This is a genomic window from Streptomyces sp. NBC_01515, assembly GCF_045040345.1.
In the GTDB taxonomy this organism is placed as follows: domain Bacteria; phylum Actinomycetota; class Actinomycetes; order Streptomycetales; family Streptomycetaceae; genus Streptomyces.
The window spans coordinates 6,098,391-6,115,915 of the sequence record NZ_CP109416.1 but is presented as its reverse complement, the minus strand read 5'-3'; the positions used below and the strand labels follow the sequence as shown (position 1 = coordinate 6,115,915).

General features: G+C 69.7%; 10 protein-coding genes and 5 tRNA genes. 10 read left to right on the top strand and 5 right to left on the bottom strand.

Going from position 1 to position 17,525, the window contains the following annotated elements; translation table 11 throughout:
• Nucleotides 1-33 precede the first annotated feature (33 nt).
• Together OG407_RS27555 and OG407_RS27550 are read left to right on the top strand one after the other, a co-directional pair.
• Nucleotides 34-1,170: a hypothetical protein gene (locus OG407_RS27555; RefSeq protein WP_405862066.1), complete on the top strand. Its 1,137-nt coding sequence runs from the start codon at nt 34-36 to the stop codon at nt 1,168-1,170.
• On the top strand, nt 1,170-1,718 hold the full coding sequence (locus tag OG407_RS27550) for a flavoprotein (RefSeq protein WP_405862064.1): 549 nt from the start codon (nt 1,170-1,172) through the stop codon (nt 1,716-1,718). Before OG407_RS27555 ends, OG407_RS27550 begins: the two co-directional genes overlap by 1 nt.
• A 126-nt stretch (nt 1,719-1,844) precedes the next feature.
• On the opposite strand, the gene OG407_RS27545 is transcribed toward OG407_RS27550, so the two are convergent.
• The 5 genes from OG407_RS27545 to OG407_RS27525 all read right to left on the bottom strand — a co-directional run bounded on the left by OG407_RS27545 (nt 1,845) and on the right by OG407_RS27525 (nt 9,994).
• Nucleotides 1,845-1,917, bottom strand: a tRNA-Lys gene (locus tag OG407_RS27545).
• A 173-nt stretch (nt 1,918-2,090) separates the two neighbouring features.
• Nucleotides 2,091-3,650: an amino acid permease gene (locus tag OG407_RS27540; RefSeq protein ID WP_405862062.1), complete on the bottom strand. Its 1,560-nt coding sequence runs from the start codon at nt 3,648-3,650 to the stop codon at nt 2,091-2,093.
• 104 nt (nt 3,651-3,754) lie between these two features.
• A complete protein-coding gene (locus OG407_RS27535; protein ID WP_405862060.1) occupies nt 3,755-6,838 on the bottom strand; it encodes an FG-GAP repeat domain-containing protein in 3,084 nt (1,027 codons plus the stop codon).
• Nucleotides 6,839-7,023: 185 nt separating this feature from the next.
• Nucleotides 7,024-9,264 (bottom strand): DEAD/DEAH box helicase, encoded by a 2,241-nt coding sequence (locus tag OG407_RS27530; RefSeq protein WP_405862058.1) that lies wholly within the window; start codon nt 9,262-9,264, stop codon nt 7,024-7,026.
• A gap of 220 nt (nt 9,265-9,484) precedes the next feature.
• Nucleotides 9,485-9,994, bottom strand: a complete 510-nt coding sequence (locus OG407_RS27525; protein WP_405862056.1) for a hypothetical protein — start codon at nt 9,992-9,994, stop codon at nt 9,485-9,487.
• 288 nt (nt 9,995-10,282) lie between these two features.
• Here OG407_RS27525 and OG407_RS27520 point away from each other — a divergent pair, with 288 nt between their 5' ends.
• From OG407_RS27520 to OG407_RS27485, 8 genes are all read left to right on the top strand, one after another.
• The gene (locus OG407_RS27520) at nt 10,283-10,633 is read left to right on the top strand and encodes a metallopeptidase family protein (protein WP_033285124.1); all 351 of its coding nucleotides are present in this window, start codon (nt 10,283-10,285) and stop codon (nt 10,631-10,633) included.
• A 206-nt stretch (nt 10,634-10,839) separates the two neighbouring features.
• Nucleotides 10,840-12,450, top strand: a complete 1,611-nt coding sequence (locus OG407_RS27515) for a metallophosphoesterase (RefSeq protein WP_405862054.1) — start codon at nt 10,840-10,842, stop codon at nt 12,448-12,450.
• 80 nt (nt 12,451-12,530) lie between these two features.
• Nucleotides 12,531-12,603, top strand: a tRNA-Glu gene (locus tag OG407_RS27510).
• 49 nt (nt 12,604-12,652) lie between these two features.
• Nucleotides 12,653-12,727: transfer RNA gene (locus OG407_RS27505), tRNA-Asp, on the top strand.
• Between the two features lie 24 nt (nt 12,728-12,751).
• Nucleotides 12,752-12,825: transfer RNA gene (locus OG407_RS27500), tRNA-Phe, on the top strand.
• A 70-nt stretch (nt 12,826-12,895) separates the two neighbouring features.
• Complete coding sequence (locus tag OG407_RS27495; RefSeq protein WP_403604363.1) at nt 12,896-13,288, top strand: hypothetical protein; 393 nt, start codon at nt 12,896-12,898, stop codon at nt 13,286-13,288.
• A 70-nt stretch (nt 13,289-13,358) separates the two neighbouring features.
• Nucleotides 13,359-17,324, top strand: a complete 3,966-nt coding sequence (gene hrpA / locus OG407_RS27490; protein WP_405862052.1) for an ATP-dependent RNA helicase HrpA — start codon at nt 13,359-13,361, stop codon at nt 17,322-17,324.
• A 95-nt stretch (nt 17,325-17,419) separates the two neighbouring features.
• A tRNA-Asp gene (locus OG407_RS27485) sits at nt 17,420-17,494 on the top strand.
• The last annotated feature ends 31 nt before the right edge of the window (nt 17,495-17,525 follow it).

Sequence of the window (17,525 nt, the reverse complement as noted above, 5' to 3'; positions counted from 1 at the left end):
CCTCACCAGTTCTCACTCACGCCGGAGGAGTCGATGGACCCGCACGGACCCATAGCCCAGCGCTTCCCACTCGTCGCGCGATTCCGGCCCGCCTGCCCACCTCTGCCTCAGCGCGTACGCGCGCTCACCGACCTGGCCGACACCGCAGTGAAGAAGACCGACCAAGGCCTCGCATCAGCCGTCTACAACCAGGCCGCGCTCATCGCCTCCGACCTCGGCCTCCCCGACCTCGCACGCGAGATGTGCCATCAGCACGCCGCTGCCTACCTCCATGCCTGCCCACTGCCCGGCATGAGTGCAATTCGGGGACTGGAACCGGTCGTCAACCTCGCCCGCCTCCAGATCCGTGCAGGCCACGGCGACGACGGACGTCAACGGCTGCTCGACCTGTACGCAGCCGTCGGCGCGGGCGCAGGGGCTGAATTCGAGGGCGTCACGGTACCGGCGGACCTCACAGCGACCGCCGAGAGCCGCCAGGAAGTCCGCGCGTGGCTGTGGCGCGTGCTCCTCGCCGACGGCACGCGGACCCTCACCGCCGCGGGACGCTGGGCCGAGGCCCTGACACACATCGAAGCTCACCGTGGCGTGGGCAAGCGAATGCTCGATGGGCGCCAAGTCGCCGTACTGGCCGCCCTAGTTGAGGGTGACACGGCACAGGCCAGCGCTCTCCTCGCCGCCACGATGCCCGGCGATTCATGGGAGCAAGCCGTCACCACAAGCCTGTCCGTCCTGTGCCGCCGAGACGCCGGGCAACCGTTCGACGGTCACCTGGCGGACCTGGTGACGACCTACTTCGAGCGGAAGAGCGCACCCGGGATGACCGTCTTCGACACCCGGCTCGGACTTACCATCCTCGACGCGATCGGTTCTGCGGAGGCGCCCGCTGCTCACCGCATCGTCGACGACCTCCACCGCAGGACGACGGACGCCCAAGACGGTTACGCAGCCCGCGAGAACCTGGCCCGCCCTCTGCTCACCGCGATCGCCACAGCCCGGCAAGTGCAGGACTACCACGCACTGGTGCGCGCCTGTGCCCTTGGGGCAGGGACCATCCCGGAGGAGCTGCAAGGAAAACTGACGGCGGCTCTGCGCGCGAGCGACCGGGTGATCCGGCGAAGCCTCGGGCACCCCTCCGAGCTCGGACGTACAACCACTACGGAGAGAGTCTGATGGACGTTCAGCCCGACAAGCCGTTCCTCCAGATCGTGGTCTGCGCGGCCGGAGTCGCCCCCGACGTCGGCAAGCTGATCACCGCAGCGCAGGAACGGAACTGGGACGTCGGTGTCGTCGCCACCCCGCAAGGACTCGGCTTCCTTGACATGGAGGCGGTCGAGTCGCAGACCGGTCTCCCTATCCGCTCAGCCTGGCGAACACCGGACCAACCCCGCCCGACCCGGCCCGCTGATGCGATCGCGGTCGCCCCGGCCACCTTCAACACCGTCAACAAATGGGCCGCCGGGATCTCGGACAACCTCGCCCTGGGCATCCTGTGCGAAGCACCCGCCATGGGCGTTCCGGTCGCCGTGCTGCCGTACCTGAACTCGGCCCAGGCCGCCCACCCCGCGTACGGGCAGAGCCTGGAACGGCTGCGCGAGATGGGGATCCTGATCGGCTCGTACGAACCTCACCGGCCGAAGGCTGGCGGCGGAGCCGACCGCTACCGCTGGGAGGAAGTGCTGGAGCTGCTTGCTCCAAGGCTGCTGCACACGCGGCCGTGACGCCGGGCCAGCACAGGGCACGCTGCACGCTCACCAGCCCCGAAACCAAAGCAGCGCCCAACCCGACCAAAGTCGAATCAGACGCTGCACAGCAGGTCAGAGGCCATAACCCCCGCCCACCACCGGTAGACCCTGTGGGACTCGAACCCACAACCAATGGATTAAAAGTCCACTGCTCTGCCAATTGAGCTAAGGGTCCTCGCGATGTTGCCTCCCCGAGCATAGCGGGAGGTGGCCGTGTCTCCGATCGGGTATCGGGGACACGGCCGCGCCGGACGGCGAAACAGGGTGCGAGCAGGGCCGGAAGAAGGGCCGGGACAAGGGACCGACTGGTCCGGAGTATTACGGATCTACCGTTTCGGGCGCACCGTGTTACGGATCCACCGGCTCAGGCGCCCCCGCCCGCCCGGCCTCCCGCGCCTTCGTCCGCGCATGTTCCGGGTTCAGGAACCAGTGCTGGGCCGAGGCGAACCACCAGGCCGCCGCGAAGCCCAGGACCGCCAGTACCGCCACCGGCGCGTAGTTGAAGGACTCCCAGGTGACCGGTGAGACCTGCGGCAGCATGAACAGGACGGTGATCACGATCACCCACACCACCGACACCGTCCCGATCAGCCGCGACCACCGGCCCAGATGCCACGGCCCGCGCTGGAAGTCGTCCCCCTTGCCCAGCCGTAGGAGGGTCGGGATGACATACGCGATGTAGAGGCCGATCACGGCGATCGACGTCACCGCCGCGTACGCCGTCACATTGATCAGGTACGGCAGGCCCAGCACCAGCGCACCCCCCGCCGCCAGCCACACCGCCGCCACCGGCGTCCGCGTGCGCGGGCTCACCGTGTGCCAGACGCGGGAGAACGGCAGCGCGCCGTCGCGCGAGAAGGCGTAGATCATGCGGCTGTTGGCCGTCACCGACGCCATCCCGCAGAACAACTGCGCGCCGATCACCACCAGCAACAGCAGCTTGCCCGCCGTCGCTCCCAGGGCGTCGAGGAGGATCTGGGCCGGGGGTGCGCCCGTCGGCGAGCCCAACTCCTTGTCGTAGGACTGGATCGCGTACGTGAAGCCCAGGAGCAGCACGAAGCCGGCTATCCAGGACGTCCAGATGGAGCGGACGATGCCTTTCGGGCCCGCCGTAGACGCGTCGTGGGTCTCCTCCGTCATGTGGGCGGAGGCGTCGTAGCCGGTGAAGGTGTACTGCGCCATCAGGAGGCCCAGCAGGACGACGTAGACCCCGCTGCCCCAGCCGGTGTTGTTCACGAACTTCGTGAAGACGAACGTCGTCGACTGGTGGTGGTCCGGGACGAAGGTGAGAGCCCCTACGATCACGCCGACGCCCACCACGTGCCACCACACGCTCACGTTGTTGAGGATGGCGACGATCTTCACGCCGAAGGTGTTCAGCAGGCCGTGGAGGATCAGGATCGCGGCGAAGAGGAGGACCGTGCGGCCCGGTGTCACCTTGAAGTCGAACTGCAGGTTCAGGTACGCGCCCAGGAACGACGCCGCGCCGAAGTCGATGCCCGCGGTCACCGCGACCTGGCCGAGGACGTTGAACCAGCCCGTGAACCACGCCCAGGCCGCCGCCGTGCGCGGGGGCGCCAGGCGGTGGGCCCAGAAGTACAGGCCCGCCGAGGTCGGGTAGGCGGAGCAGATCTCGGCCATCGACAGGCCGACGAAGAGGGTCATCAGGCCGACGGCCACCCAGCCCCACATGATCACGGCCGGGCCGCCCGTGTTCATGCCGAACAGATACAGCGTCAGGCAGCCCGACAGGACCGAGATGATCGTGAAGGAGACCGCGTAGTTGGAGAACGCCGACATGCGGCGGGCGAGAACCTGCGTGTAGCCGAGTTGGGCAAGCCGTTCTTCGTCGGAGAGACCGGGGGGATCTCCCTTTGACAGCCCACTCGCTATGGCGTCATCTGTCATGCCCCCAGCGATTCCCTCACCGGGCGCGTGACATGCGCCACTTAAGGAATCGATAAGGACTCGATGTGGCCAGAAAACGCCCTAGGAGTCACATACGAGTCACATCAGAAGACGCCCTTGTAGCCGCTCCACCCGCCCGAGATCTTCACCCGCGCCCCGAACGACCCCTTCCCGTCACCGCTGTTGCGGTACAGCACCCCGGCCGAGTCCCGCTCGACCAGGTCCGCCCTCCCGTCCCCGGTGATGTCCCCGACCCCGACCACCGTGTCGTACGACCCGCCCCACGCCGTGAACAGCTTCGCCCGCGCCCCGAACGTGCCCTTGTCGGTGCCGTAGTAGCGGTACACGGTGTTCGACTTGTCCTGGGCGATCAGGTCGCCGATGCCGTCGCCGTTGATGTCACCGACGCCGACGACCTTCTTGTACGTCTTCCAGTTGGAGTACAGCTTCACGCGCGCGGACAGCTTGCCCGCGCTGGTGCCCTTGTAGAGGTAGACGTCCCCGGTGGACGTGTTGCGGGCGACCAGGTCCGGGCGGCCGTCGCCGCTGATGTCGCCGGGCGCGGTCAGCACGTCGTACTGGTTCCAGCCGCTCGTCCCGAGTGACGTGTACGCCGTCGACGGCTTCAACACCCCACCGCAGTCCGGCTTGTACGCCCGCAGCGCCCCGGTCTTCAGCCGGACCAGGACGTCGTTGCAGCGGTCCCCGCTCAGGTCTCCGACCGGCACCACCTTGTCGGCCGTCGTCCACCCGGTACCGCCGCCGACCGACGCGGAGAACGTGCCCTTGCCCGAGCCCTGCCGGAAGGCCAGCGTGCCCGAGGAGCTGAGGGTGACCAGGTCGCCGACCGCGTCGCCGCCGATGTGGTCGTGCCGGGCCGGCGCGGCGTCGAACAGCTTGACCGTGCCGCTCGCCGTCACCGGGGCGCCGACCCCGTCGGCCGGCGTGACGGACAGCGTCCAGTCGTACGACCCGTTCGTCAGGAACGCCCCCTTGGCGTCCGTCCCGAACCAGCCCACCTTCACCTCGCCGCGCGTCTCACCGCCGTCCCGCGTGTCCACGACCTTGCCGGTGGCCCGGCTGCGCACGGTCAGCCGCCAGCCTGCGGCCGGCTTCGACAGCAGCAGGGTGGTGAGGGTGGACGGTGTCGTGTCGATCTCCCGCGCGCCGAGCGTGGCCGCCGAGTCGACCGGGGCGAGCAGCCGCAGCGGCTGCTGTGTCACGCCGGTCGGTACGAGGTGCACGCGCTCCTGGTCGTCGACGTAGGCCACGTTCCCGGTGGACTCGTCGACCGTCCAGCGCACCTCGCGCTGGGAGACCCCGGTGTCGGGCAGCGCGCCGATCACCCGGCTCACGGGGGTGCCGTCCGCGACCGTCGTGAGGACCAGCTGCCCGGCCCGCCGGTCGTGCGTGACGACGAATCCGTCGCCCAACTCCCCTTCGCCGGAAGGGACTTGCATGGACCTCTTCGCCGTACGGTCGTAGACGCCGGCTGTGCCGTCGGCGCAACTCCAGTACAGCCAACGGCCGTTGGCCCGCAGTTCGGTGGGTGCGCAACCCGCGTTCGTGGTGAGGGTCTCGGTGGTCTTCTTGGTGGTGAGGTCGTACGCCGTGAGGGTGCCGGGGGTGGTGCCCGGCGTCCACAGGGTGTCGCCGGAGAGGGCGGCGGCGCCGGGGGTGCGGGTGAGCGCCGGAGTGCTACTGCCGATCCGGTAGACGGTCTGGGCGGTCGCCGTGGTGTGGATCAGGTACCGGCCGGAGACGTCGGTGATCCGGCCGCCGGCGGGCACCGACTCCTCCCAGTAGTCGTACGGGCCCGACCCGCTGACGGTGAGACGGTCGTAGTCGGCCGATTTCTTCGACAGCCAGACCGCACGGTTGTCGTCCGTGCCGTACAGCTGCGAGCAGCCGATCTCCGTGTCCGGGCAGTCGCCCACGAGCAGATCGGTCCCGTCGTACGAGGACCGCGCCCCGAACGTGGGCGTACCGGTCGCGGCGACGGTCCGCACGTAGTCGTCGCGAACCCCGCCCCAGCTGCTGTCCGCGACCGTCAACCGCCCCTGCTCCAGGGCGATTCCCTGGATCTTGTACGGCGGTTTCGGCAGCGGCTTGACGAGGGTGACGGCCGGCTTGCCGTCGGGGCCGGCCTCGATGCGCTGGATGCCCCAGTCGTCGGCGCCGGTGCGGCCGATCACCACGGCGGTGCCGTCCGGTACGGCGGAGACGCCGGAGTTCGAGGAGGTGATCAGGGTGACCGGGGCGCCGCCGGCGATCGGCACCGCCGTCACCTGGCCCAGGCTGCCGGGGCGGTGCACGAGCCAGTCGCCGACCACGGAGAGGTCGTCCGCCGTGGCGGTGCCGCTGCTGCTGGTGTCCAAGGTGACCTCGACCGGCGCCGCCGACAGGTCCGAGCGGGAGAAGACGAGCGCCTTCCGGCTCTGGGCGCCGCTGTACACGACGAGGTGCTCGGGCGAGATCTTGGCGGACAGGTAACCCGAGGGCAACGGAGGCGTCCAGCCACGGACCCGGCCGGTCGCCGGGTCGACGTCGACCATGCGGACGGAGTCGTCCAGTCGGGCGAGGAAGATCATCCCTGAGGCATCGCCCCGCAGCGGCCCCGCGATCGTCATGCCCTCGGGCGCGCCGTCTCCGACGATCACATCGCGCGTGGTGCCGTCGGGGCCCGCGGACAGCAGGTGCTTGACCCTGGTGGTGGTCCCGTCCGCGGCGGTGACGTTCTCCAGGGTGCCGACGATGCCGCCGAACACGCCCGCGTACACGGACTGTCCCGCGGGCACCTGAACGGTGGTCGAGGCGCCGTCGACGGCGTTCCACAGGACGTAGCGGCCGTCGCTGTAGCGGTTCGCGAGGACGTCGCTGCCCGTGCTCAGGGTGGCCACCGTGCCCGCGCCCACCGGCACGTCGAACGACGTGCCGTCCGAGTAGCGCGTCCACACCACTCCGCGGCCCTCCAGCCGGTGGAACACGCCCTGGCGGCCCGCTCCGTCCCCGCCCGAGGTGGTGTCGGGGTAGGAGAGCGACGCCGTCGTGTACGTACTGCGCAGCGTGGCCGGTACGACCGTCTCCTGCGCCGTGCCCACGGCCGACGCGGGTGTCGGCAGCAAGGGCCCCAGCCCGGCGGCGAGCACCGCCGAGGTGGCGACGGCGACGAAAGCATGGCGAGCCAAGAAGTCCTCCCCCAGAAAAGAGAGGGATGCATGGCATGCCTGCTGCCCCCGGCCCCCAGCCGTCACATCCCCCACAGAAGTCGGCTGATCATACAGTCGGCGCATGGCGGGAAGCCCGCACAGAAAATGGCCCCCGCCCGATCCCGGGCGGGGGCCATCTCACTGCTGTGCTACGTCACTTGACGTCAGCCGTTGCGCTTCCAGCGGGGCTTGTCGTCGCGGCGGCCGAAGGTGCCGGTGCCGGTGCCCGTGCCGGTCGTGCCGCGGTGGCCCGGACGGTCGTGGCCGCCGGCGCGGAAGCCGGGGCGGTCGCCCTGGCGGTCACGGTTGAACGGGCGGTCGCTGCCCCGGTGACCGGTCGCCGGACGGTCGTCGCGGCGGAAGCCGCCCGACGCCGGACGGTCGTTGCCGGCGCCGGTGCCGGTGCCGGCGCCGGTGCCGCGGTCGTCACGGCGGAAGCCACCGGACGGACGGTCGTCACGACGCTCGAAAGAACGGCCGCCACGGTCGCCGCCGCGGTCGTTGCCGCCACGGTCGTCACGGCGGAAGCCACCCGAGGGGCGCTCGTCACGCCGGTCGAAAGAACGGCCACCGCGGTCGCCGTCCCGACGGTCGTTGCTGTTGAAGCCGCCCGAGGGACGGTCGTCACGGCGGAAGCCGCCACGGTCGCCGCCGCGGTCGTTGCCACCGCGGTCGTCACGGCGGAAGCCACCGGACGGACGGTCGTCACGACGGTCACGGTCGAAAGAACGGCCGCCACGGTCGTTGCCGCCGCGGAAACCACCGGACGGACGGTCGTCACGACGCTCGAAGGAACGGCCACCGCGGTCACCGCCGCGGTCGTTGCTCCCGCGGTCACGGCGCTCGTAGTTGCCGCGGTCGTCACGCTGCTGGCGCGGACGGTCGTAGGAGGAGGACTCCTCGCGCACCGGCGCCTCGGCGACGGCCGCCTGCTCGGCGGCCGCGGCCTCGACCACGGCGGCGGCCTCGGCCACCGCAGTCTCCGGGTCCTCGCCCCGCTCGCGCGCGGCACGGGCGATCAGACGGTCGGACTCCTCGCGGAGTTCGGCGGCACGGCGCGTGGCGCGCTCCAGCTCCTTGGTGAGCTGGGTCACCTCGCGCTCGGCCTGCTGCGCGGCGTCGCCCGCGGACTGGGCCTGGACCTCGGTCATCGAACGGGCGCCGGTGATCTCGGCGACCTCGGGCTCGAAGGCCGTACCGGTGTTGATGATGTGACGCCCGGCGTCGACGCCCGCGTCCTCCATCAGCCGGAAGATCTGACGGCGCTGGTGCGGCAGCGAGAGGGACACGACGGTGCCCGTACGACCGGCACGCGCGGTACGGCCCGCGCGGTGCAGGTAGTCCTTGTGGTCGCCGGCCGGGTCCACGTTCAGGACCAGGTCGATGCCGTCGACGTGGATACCGCGGGCGGCCACGTCGGTCGCGACGAGCGCGTTGACGTAACCCTCCTTGAAGTCCGCCAGCGTCCGCGTACGGGCGCCCTGCGTCATGCCGCCGTGCAGCGCGTCGGCCTTCACGCCGGACTCGCGCAGCTGCTCGGCGATACGGTCGGCGCCCAGCTGGGTGCGGACGAAGATGATCGTGCGGCCCTTGCGGGAGGCGATCGCGGCGGTGACCGGTGCCTTGTCCTTGGGCTTCACGATGAGGATGTGGTGGGACATCGTCGTGACGTTGCCCTGCGCGCTGTCGACCTCGTGCGTGACCTGGTCCTTGAGGTAGCGCTTGACCAGGGTGGAGATCTCGTTCTCCATCGTCGCCGAGAACAGCATGCGCTGGCCGCCGGCCGGGATCTGGTCGAGCAGCTCGGTGACCTCGGGCAGGAAGCCCAGGTCGGACATCTGGTCGGCCTCGTCCAGGACGGCGATGCGCACGTCTTCGAGGGAGCAGGCGCCGCGGTTGATGATGTCGCGCAGGCGGCCGGGAGTGGCGACCAGCACATCGACACCCCGCTCAAGGGCGTAGATCTGGTTGCCCATGGACGTACCGCCGCAGACGACCTTCATCTTCAGGCCGAGGACGTCGCCGTAGGGCTGCAGGGCGTCCGCCACCTGCATCGCCAGCTCGCGGGTCGGGGTGAGGATGATGCCGCGCGGGCGCTTCTTCTCGGTGCGGCCGCCGGACAGCGTCGCGAGCAGCGGCAGACCGAACGAGAGGGTCTTGCCGGAGCCGGTGCGGCCACGGCCGAGGATGTCCTTGCCGGCCAGGGCGTCCGGGATGGTCGCCGCCTGGATCGGGAAGGGGGCTGTCACACCGTTCTGCGCGAGCTTGCGCACGATGCCCTCGGGGAGACCGAGCGACGCGAAGGTGACCTCGGGGGCCGCCTCGGTGGTGGCCTCTACGGCCGTCTCGTCACCCTCGTTCTCGTTCTCGGGCATGACGATGTGATCAGTACTGGAAATGGACATGCGAATGCGAAACCTTCCGGAGTATCCGTCGGCACGCGCCCGTCAACTCCGTGATTCGCTATCGACCGCCTCAATGCGGTCCGCCACGGCAAGGGAGAGTACGCGCCACACGGCGCGCTCTACAGTGGCGCCGGGCAATGGGATCAAACGATCTGCCACCTTACGCACCCACCACCCCCCGACGCAAACCGCCCCGCATTGACGTACGTCACACCCGTTGCTACGCCGGTGACCCGGCCGCCGGCGCCGGTTCCCGGTCCACCAGTTGCGGTACGGGGTCCTCGTGCGCGGAGGACGAGGGCTCCGCGACGGTCGGGGCGGGGGACTGCGGCGTCGGGGGCGGCGTCGGGTCGGGGGACGGGCTGGCCCGCGTCGGGGTCGGCTGCGGCGCGGCCGTGGTCGGCACCCCCGGCTTCGGGCTCGTGCCCGGTCCGGGCGCCTTGGAGCCGGACGGACTCGCCGCACCCCCCGGCGCGCTCGGCGAGGCCGAACCCGAGGCGGACTCCCCCGGCTTCGGCTTCCCGTGCCCGTGCTTGCCGTCCCCCGCCGACCCGCCGAACCCGGTCCCGCCCCCCGGCACCCCCGAACCGCCGTCCGGCGCCTCACCGGCGTGCTGCCCGGCGGAGTGCGAGGGCTTGGCACCGCCGCCCGCGTCGTCGCCCACGCTCATGCAGCCGGCGGCAGCGGCGACGACGGCGACCGCGGCGGCCAGACGGACGGGTACGTACATGGGGCGCACGGGGCCACCTCCGAGGGCGGAAAAAGGGAGTCCCCCTCTCAACTCCCACCGCCCACCGGAAGACACGCGCCGCACCGCCGGCCCCTGTTTCCTGGCCGGAGAAGACCGGTTCCCGACCCGTTCGAGCCCCTCACCGACCGGGAATCGCCGTTAGGGCACCCACCGCGCCACCCCAACTCCCGTCTCCCGGAACCGACTTCGAGCACATACCGGACAGGCTCGGCCCGCTGCCTCCGCGCCCGCAGCCCCGAACCGGCGTTCGTCCCGGACAATGGACCTGTGCTGGAAATGACACGCGAGGCGTTCGAAGAGCTGGTGAGTGAGGCCCTGGACCGGATCCCGCCCGAGCTGACGCGGGTCATGGACAACGTGGCCGTGTTCGTCGAGGACGAACCCGACCCGTCCGACCCCGAGCTGCTCGGCCTCTACGAGGGGACACCGCTCACGGAGCGCGGCGAGTGGTACGCCGGCGTCCTGCCCGACCGGATCTCGATCTACATGGGCCCGACCCTGCGCTACTGCGCGACCACGGAGGACGTCGTCCACGAGGTCGCCGTCACGGTCGTCCACGAAGTCGCCCACCACTTCGGCATCGAGGACGAGCGCCTGCACGAACTGGGCTGGGGCTAGGCGCTCCGCCGGGCGGCCGGTTCTTCGGCCGCGCGCCGGTGGGGACTTGTGCCGGTGGGGGCTTGTCGCGCAGTTCCCCCCGCCCCTGTCGGGGCGCGGAGCCCATCACACCCCGCTCAACGGCGCCGATCAGTCATCGCCGCTTTCCCCGAACAGGGGCCTGCCCCACTCGCATACCTGCCCCCACCCCTGGGCATACGGGACCAATGGCCCGCGTCCCCGTCGCAGCCCTGAACCGCCTCCGCCGAACCCAGCACGCCCTGATCCGCCAGTACCGCGCCCGCCGTCCCCGCCCCAGCGTCGAACTCGTCCCCCAGCCCCACCCCTGGCCCCGCGCCCTCGGCCTCGTCATGGTCGTCGTGGTCGGGGCCTGGCTCGGCCTGCTGATCGTGGGCAACGTACGGGCCCAGGTCGGTCCCATGAACACGACCATGACCCTGCGCCCGTCCCTCACCGGCGGCACGAAGATCAACGTCTCCCCGCTCGGCGCCCTGTCCCTCGACAGCCACCACGCCCCGGTCCGCCTGGACGTCAACGTCGACCAGCTCGACCCGGAACGCTCCCAGGCTCTCGTCGACCACCCCGAACGCATCTCCGGCCTCCAGGACGAGGTCGCCCGCGACGTCGAACACGGCACCCTCGACCTCGCCGTACGGTCGTGCGCGGCCGTGGTCCTCGGCGCGACGACCCTCGGCCTCGCGGTCTACCGCCGCCCCCGCCGCGCCCTCGCCGCCGGCGGCCTCGCCCTGACCCTCCTCGCCGCGTCCGGAGCGACGGCGTACGCGACCTGGAACCCGAAGTCGATCCTCGAACCGAAGTTCTCCGGCCTGCTCTCCTCCGCCCCGTCCCTGGTCGGCAACGCGCGCAACATCGTCACCGAATTCGACGTCTACCAGAAGGAGTTGGCCCGCCTGGTGACGAACGTGACGAAGCTCTACGACGTCACGTCCACGCTCCCCGCCTACCAGCCGGACCCGACCACGATCCGCGTCCTGCACGTCTCGGACATCCACCTGAACCCCGCGAGCTGGAAGATCATCGCGTCGCTGGTGGAGCAGTACAAGGTGAACGTGATCGTCGACACCGGCGACACCATGGACCACGGCACGACGGCCGAGAACGGCTTCCTCGACCCGATCGCCGACCTGGGTGCGCCCTACGTCTGGGTCAGGGGCAACCACGACTCCTTCGCCACCCAGCGGTACCTGGAGAAGATGAAGAACGTGCACGTCCTGGACGGGGGCCGGGCGGAAACGGTCGCGGGCATTCGCTTCGCGGGCATCGGCGACCCCCAGTTCACCCCGGACCGCTCGACCGCACCGGGCGCCGACAACGCGGAGGAACTCGCCGGCGACCAACTCGCCTCCTCCCTCCGCGACCAGCAGGCCGCCGGCACCCCGGTCGACATCGCCCTGGTCCACGAACCCTCGGCCGCCCGCCAGACCGACGGCGCGGTCCCCCTCGTGCTGGCCGGCCACCTCCACCACGAGGGCACCGAGGTCATGAAGCACGGCACGCGCCTGCGCATCGAGGGCTCGACGGGCGGCAGCGGTCTGCGCGCGGTGGAAGGCAAGTACCCCGACCCGATCGAGGCGTCGATCCTCTACGTCGACCGCGACACCCACCGCCTCCAGGCCTGGGACGAGATCAAACTCGGCGGCCTGGGCCTGACGACGGCGGAGGTCAGCCGCCACCTGCCGAAGGAGAACCTGCCGGGCGCGGTCCAGTCACCCAGTCCGTCCCCGAGTCCGTCCCCGAGCGAGTCCTCAGGTCGGCCCACAAGTCCGTCCCGGACCCCCTCCCCGTCGGCCCCGTAAACCGTTTTGGCGATACCTCCCGCCATCCCATATGCTTCTCACGTCCCCGACGCGCTGAGAAGCGCCCAGGCGGGCCGATAGCCCTCATCGTCTAGCGGCCTAGGACGCCGCCCTTTCAAGGCGGTAGCACGGGTTCGAATCCCGTTGGGGGCACGTAACACCGTGTGCGACACTGGCTCCGCCAGTTCGCGCGCAACAGCAAGGTCCTGTGGAGCAGCTTGGAGTGCTCGCCACCCTGTCAAGGTGGAGGCCGCGGGTTCAAATCCCGTCAGGACCGCTGAGGTTTCGCAAGGAATCTCGTGGCTGGGTAGCTCAGTTGGTACGAGCGATCGCCTGAAAAGCGATAGGTCGCCGGTTCGATCCCGGCCCCAGCCACCGGATCGAAAGCCCTGTCCCACCGGGACGGGGCTTTCGTCGTAACCCGGACGACACAGGGTGGGGCGCGATGGGCCAGGACATCGACCTGGAGAAGATACGGGCGCGGTACGGACTGCTCGCGGTGGTCGGCAGCAACATCGCGATCACGGCGGTGGCGATCTTCGGCGTCTGGCAGCTGAACGGCGACCGCGCGGTGATCGTGGGTGTCCTGACCTCGGCGTTCACCGCGATGGCGGGCCTGACGACGGCGTACCTGGGTATCAAGGCCGTATCGAACACGGCCCAGTCGATGTCCAAGGAGGCCGGCAGGCAGCAGGACGCCGAGCGGCAGCAGCAGCAAGACGCCGGCACCGGATCAAGCACAGGCCGGCTATATCCAGCCCGTCCGGCGCTTGAGGACGAGGCCCCTTCAGGGCCGATCGGGGGTCTGGGGGCGGAGCCCTCAGGAACGGCACCCTGACCCACCCGCAGAACCCCCGCCGGCAAACCATTCGCCAGGAATTTCGCCGAGGTGAGATCCTGGACGGCGTATGTCTACGCACCCCGCCTCCGCGCCCGGCACTTCCGCCCCCGCCCTCGGCGACCTCGCCTCCCGCCTGACCGAGCTGACCCTGCGCGACGCGCACCGGCTCGGGCGCAGGCTCGAAGGCGCGCGCAAGATCCACAAGCCGGAGGCCCGCGCCGCCGTCCTCGCCGAGATCGAGACCGAGGTCGCCCGCGGCGAGGAGCGGATGGCCGCGCGGCGCACCCGCATCCCGGCGATCTCGTATCCGGAGCAGCTGCCGGTCAGCCAGAAGAAGGCCGACATCGCGGCCGCGATCCGCGATCACCAGGTCGTGATCGTCGCGGGCGAGACCGGATCCGGCAAGACGACCCAGATCCCCAAGATCTGTCTCGAACTCGGCCGTGGTGTCCGCGGCATGATCGGGCACACCCAGCCCCGCCGTATCGCCGCGCGCACCGTCGCGGAGCGCATCGCGGAGGAGATGGACACCCCGCTCGGCGAGGCCGTCGGCTGGAAGGTCCGTTTCACGGACCAGGTGAACCAGGAGTCGACGTTCATCAAGCTGATGACGGACGGCATCCTGCTCGCCGAGATCCAGACCGACCGCGAACTGCGCGCCTACGACACGATCATCATCGACGAGGCCCACGAACGGTCCCTCAACATCGACTTCCTGCTCGGCTACCTCGCCCAACTGCTGCCCAAACGCCCGGACTTGAAGGTCGTCATCACCTCGGCGACCATCGACCCGGAGCGTTTCTCCCGGCACTTCGGCGAGGCCCCGATCATCGAGGTCAGCGGCCGGACGTATCCGGTGGAGGTGCGGTACCGCCCGCTCCTGGAGGACGAGTCCGAGGACTCCGACCGCGACCAGATCACCGCGATCTGTGACGCCGTGGAGGAGCTTCAGGGCGAGGGCAAGGGCGACATCCTCGTCTTCCTGTCCGGCGAGCGGGAGATCCGCGACACGGCGGACGCGCTGACGAAGAAGAACTACCGCTTCACGGAGGTCCTCCCCCTCTACGCGCGGCTCTCGCACGCCGAGCAGCATCGCGTGTTCCAGCAGCACACCGGGCGAAGGATCGTTCTGGCGACGAACGTGGCCGAGACCTCGCTCACCGTCCCGGGCATCAAGTACGTCATCGACCCCGGCTTCGCCCGGATCAGCCGCTACAGCCACCGGACGAAGGTGCAGCGGCTGCCCATCGAGGCCGTCAGCCAGGCAAGTGCCAACCAGCGCAAGGGTCGTTGTGGCCGTACGTCGGACGGCATCTGCATCCGCCTGTACTCCGAGGACGACTTCCTCGCCCGCGCGGAGTTCACGGACGCGGAGATCCTGCGGACGAACCTCGCGTCCGTGATCCTGCAGATGACCGCGGCCGGTCTCGGGGAGATCGAGAAGTTCCCGTTCATCGACCCGCCGGATCACCGCAACATCCGCGACGGTGTCCAACTCCTCCAGGAACTGGGCGCGTTGGACCCGGACGAGAAGGACCATCGCAAGCGCCTCACGCAGACCGGCCGCAAGCTGGCCCAACTCCCCGTGGACCCGCGGCTGGCCCGCATGGTCCTGGAGGCCGACAAGAACGGCTGTGTGCGCGAGGTCATGGTGATCGCCGCCGCGCTCTCCATCCAGGACCCGCGCGAGCGCCCCGCCGAGAAGCAGACCCAGGCCGACCAGCAACACGCCCGTTTCCGGGACGAGTCGAGCGACTTCCTCGCGTTCCTCAACATGTGGCGGTACATCCGCGAGCAGCAGAAGGAGCGCGGCTCGTCCGCGTTCCGTCGCATGTGCAAGCAGGAGTACCTGAACTTCCTCCGGATCCGCGAGTGGCAGGACATCTACAGCCAACTCCGCACGGTGGCCAAGCAGATGGGCATCCAGTTCAACGAGGAGGACGCGGCCGAGCAGAGCGTCCACGTCTCCCTCCTCGCCGGACTGCTGTCCCACATCGGCATGAAGGACGTGAAGGACGGCGCGAAGAACGAGTATCTCGGCGCCCGCAGCGCCAAGTTCGCGATCTTCCCGGGTTCGGCGCTCTTCAAGAAGACCCCGCGTTTCGTCATGTCGGCGGAACTGGTGGAGACGTCACGCCTCTGGGCCCGCGTCAACGCCAAGATCGAGCCCGAGTGGGTCGAACCCCTCGCCGGCCACCTCCTCAAGCGGACGTACAGCGAACCGCACTGGGAGAAGGACCAGGCAGCCGTGATGGCCTTCGAGAAGGTCACGCTCTACGGCGTCCCGATCATCGCCCAGCGCAAGGTGAACTACGGCCGCATCGACCCGGAGGCGAGTCGCGAACTCTTCATCCGCAACGCACTCGTCGAGGGCGACTGGCGCACGCACCACAAGTTCTTCGCCGACAACCGCAAACTCCTCACCGAGGTCGAGGAGTTGGAGCACCGCGCCCGCCGCCGGGACATCCTGGTCGACGACGAGACGCTCTACGACTTCTACGACCAGCGGGTACCCGAACACGTCGTGTCCGGCGCCCACTTCGACTCCTGGTGGAAGCACAAGCGGCACGAGGAGCCCGAACTCCTCGACTTCGAGCGCTCGATGCTCATCAACGAGCGCGCGGGAGACATCAGCAAGGCCGACTATCCGGACTCCTGGCATCAGGGACGGCTCAAGTTCCGGGTGACGTACCAGTTCGAGCCGGGCGCGGACGCGGACGGTGTCACGGTCCACATCCCGCTCCAGGTCCTGAACCAGGTCACGGACGAGGGCTTCGACTGGCAGATTCCGGGGCTGCGGGAAGAGGTGGTGACGGAGCTGATCCGCTCCCTCCCGAAACCGATCCGCCGCAACTACGTCCCGGCCCCGAACTTCGCCCAACGCTTCCTGGCACAGGCGGTCCCCCTCCAGGAACCCCTCCCCACCACCATGGCCCGCGAGTTGAGGCGCATGGTCGGAGTCCCCTTCACCGCCGACGACTTCGACTGGTCGAAGGTCCCGGACCACCTGCTCATCACCTTCCGGATCGTGGACGAGCGGCGCCGCAAGATCGCCGAGGACAAGGACCTGGAGGCGTTGAAGGTCCGCCTGAAGCCGAAGGCGCGCCAGGCCATCTCGCAGGCGGCCGCGGCGACGGCCGAGCGCGAGGGCGGCGAGTCCCTGGAGCGCACGGGCCTCACCGACTGGACGATCGGCTCCCTCACCCGCCTCTTCGAGACCCGCCGGGCCGGCCAGCCGGTGAAGGCGTACCCGGCGCTGGTCGACGACGGCGACACCGTCTCCGTACGGCTCTTCGACACGGAGGAGGAGCAGGCGGAGGCGATGTGGAAGGGCACGCGCCGGCTCATCGTGCGCAACATCCCGGTGAATCCGGCGAAGTTCGCGTCCGAGAAGCTCACGAACGCGCAGAAGCTGGCCCTGTCCGCGAACCCGCACGGTTCGATCCAGGCGCTGTTCGACGACTGCGCGCTGGCGGCGGCGGACAAGCTGATCGGCGACTTCGGCGGACCGGCGTGGGACGAGGAGTCGTACCGGAAGCTCTACGAGAAGGTGCGCGCCGAGATCGTCGACACGACGGTCCGCGCGGTGAGCCAGGTCCAACAGGTGCTGGCCGCCTGGCAGGCCTGTGAGCGCCGCCTGAAGGCGGCACACAGCCCCGCGCTCCTCCCCAACCTCGCGGACGTACGCGCCCAGTTGGACGCCCTCGTGAAGCCGGGCTTCGTCACGGCGGCGGGGATACGTCGTCTCCCCGACCTGATGCGCTACCTGGTGGCCGCGGACCGCCGCCTCCAACAGATGCCGACCGGGGTCCAGCGGGACACCACCCGCATGGAGAAGGTCCACGAGATGCGGGACGAGTACGCGTGGCTCCTGGAGCAACTCCCGCAGGGCCGCCCGGTTCCGTCCTCCGTCCGGGACATCCGCTGGATGATCGAGGAGCTCCGGGTCAGCTATTTCGCCCACGCCCTCGGCACGGCGTACCCCGTCTCCGACAAGCGGATCGTGAAGGCGATCGACGCGGCCGCACCGTAACAGCGCCTGCACACCGAGTGAGTTCGACCAGGCGGGCCCGCCTCCTGTACAGTCTCATCTCGCGGCACAACGCACCATCAAGTGCCGCGAATCAAGGTCCTGTGGAGCAGCTTGGAGTGCTCGCCACCCTGTCAAGGTGGAGGCCGCGGGTTCAAATCCCGTCAGGACCGCAGTAGATCAAACAAGAGCCCGGGTCTTCGG

What these genes read in the sequence shown, in the direction of transcription:
- OG407_RS27555 (WP_405862066.1), top strand. Translation starts at nt 34, where the DNA reads ATGGACCCGCACGGACCCATAGCCCAGCGCTTCCCACTCGTCGCGCGA.
- OG407_RS27550 (WP_405862064.1), top strand. Translation starts at nt 1,170, where the DNA reads ATGGACGTTCAGCCCGACAAGCCGTTCCTCCAGATCGTGGTCTGCGCG.
- OG407_RS27540 (WP_405862062.1), bottom strand. Translation starts at nt 3,650, where the DNA reads ATGACAGATGACGCCATAGCGAGTGGGCTGTCAAAGGGAGATCCCCCC.
- OG407_RS27530 (WP_405862058.1), bottom strand. Translation starts at nt 9,264, where the DNA reads ATGTCCATTTCCAGTACTGATCACATCGTCATGCCCGAGAACGAGAAC.
- OG407_RS27525 (WP_405862056.1), bottom strand. Translation starts at nt 9,994, where the DNA reads ATGTACGTACCCGTCCGTCTGGCCGCCGCGGTCGCCGTCGTCGCCGCT.
- OG407_RS27515 (WP_405862054.1), top strand. Translation starts at nt 10,840, where the DNA reads ATGGCCCGCGTCCCCGTCGCAGCCCTGAACCGCCTCCGCCGAACCCAG.
- OG407_RS27495 (WP_403604363.1), top strand. Translation starts at nt 12,896, where the DNA reads ATGGGCCAGGACATCGACCTGGAGAAGATACGGGCGCGGTACGGACTG.
- hrpA (WP_405862052.1), top strand. Translation starts at nt 13,359, where the DNA reads ATGTCTACGCACCCCGCCTCCGCGCCCGGCACTTCCGCCCCCGCCCTC.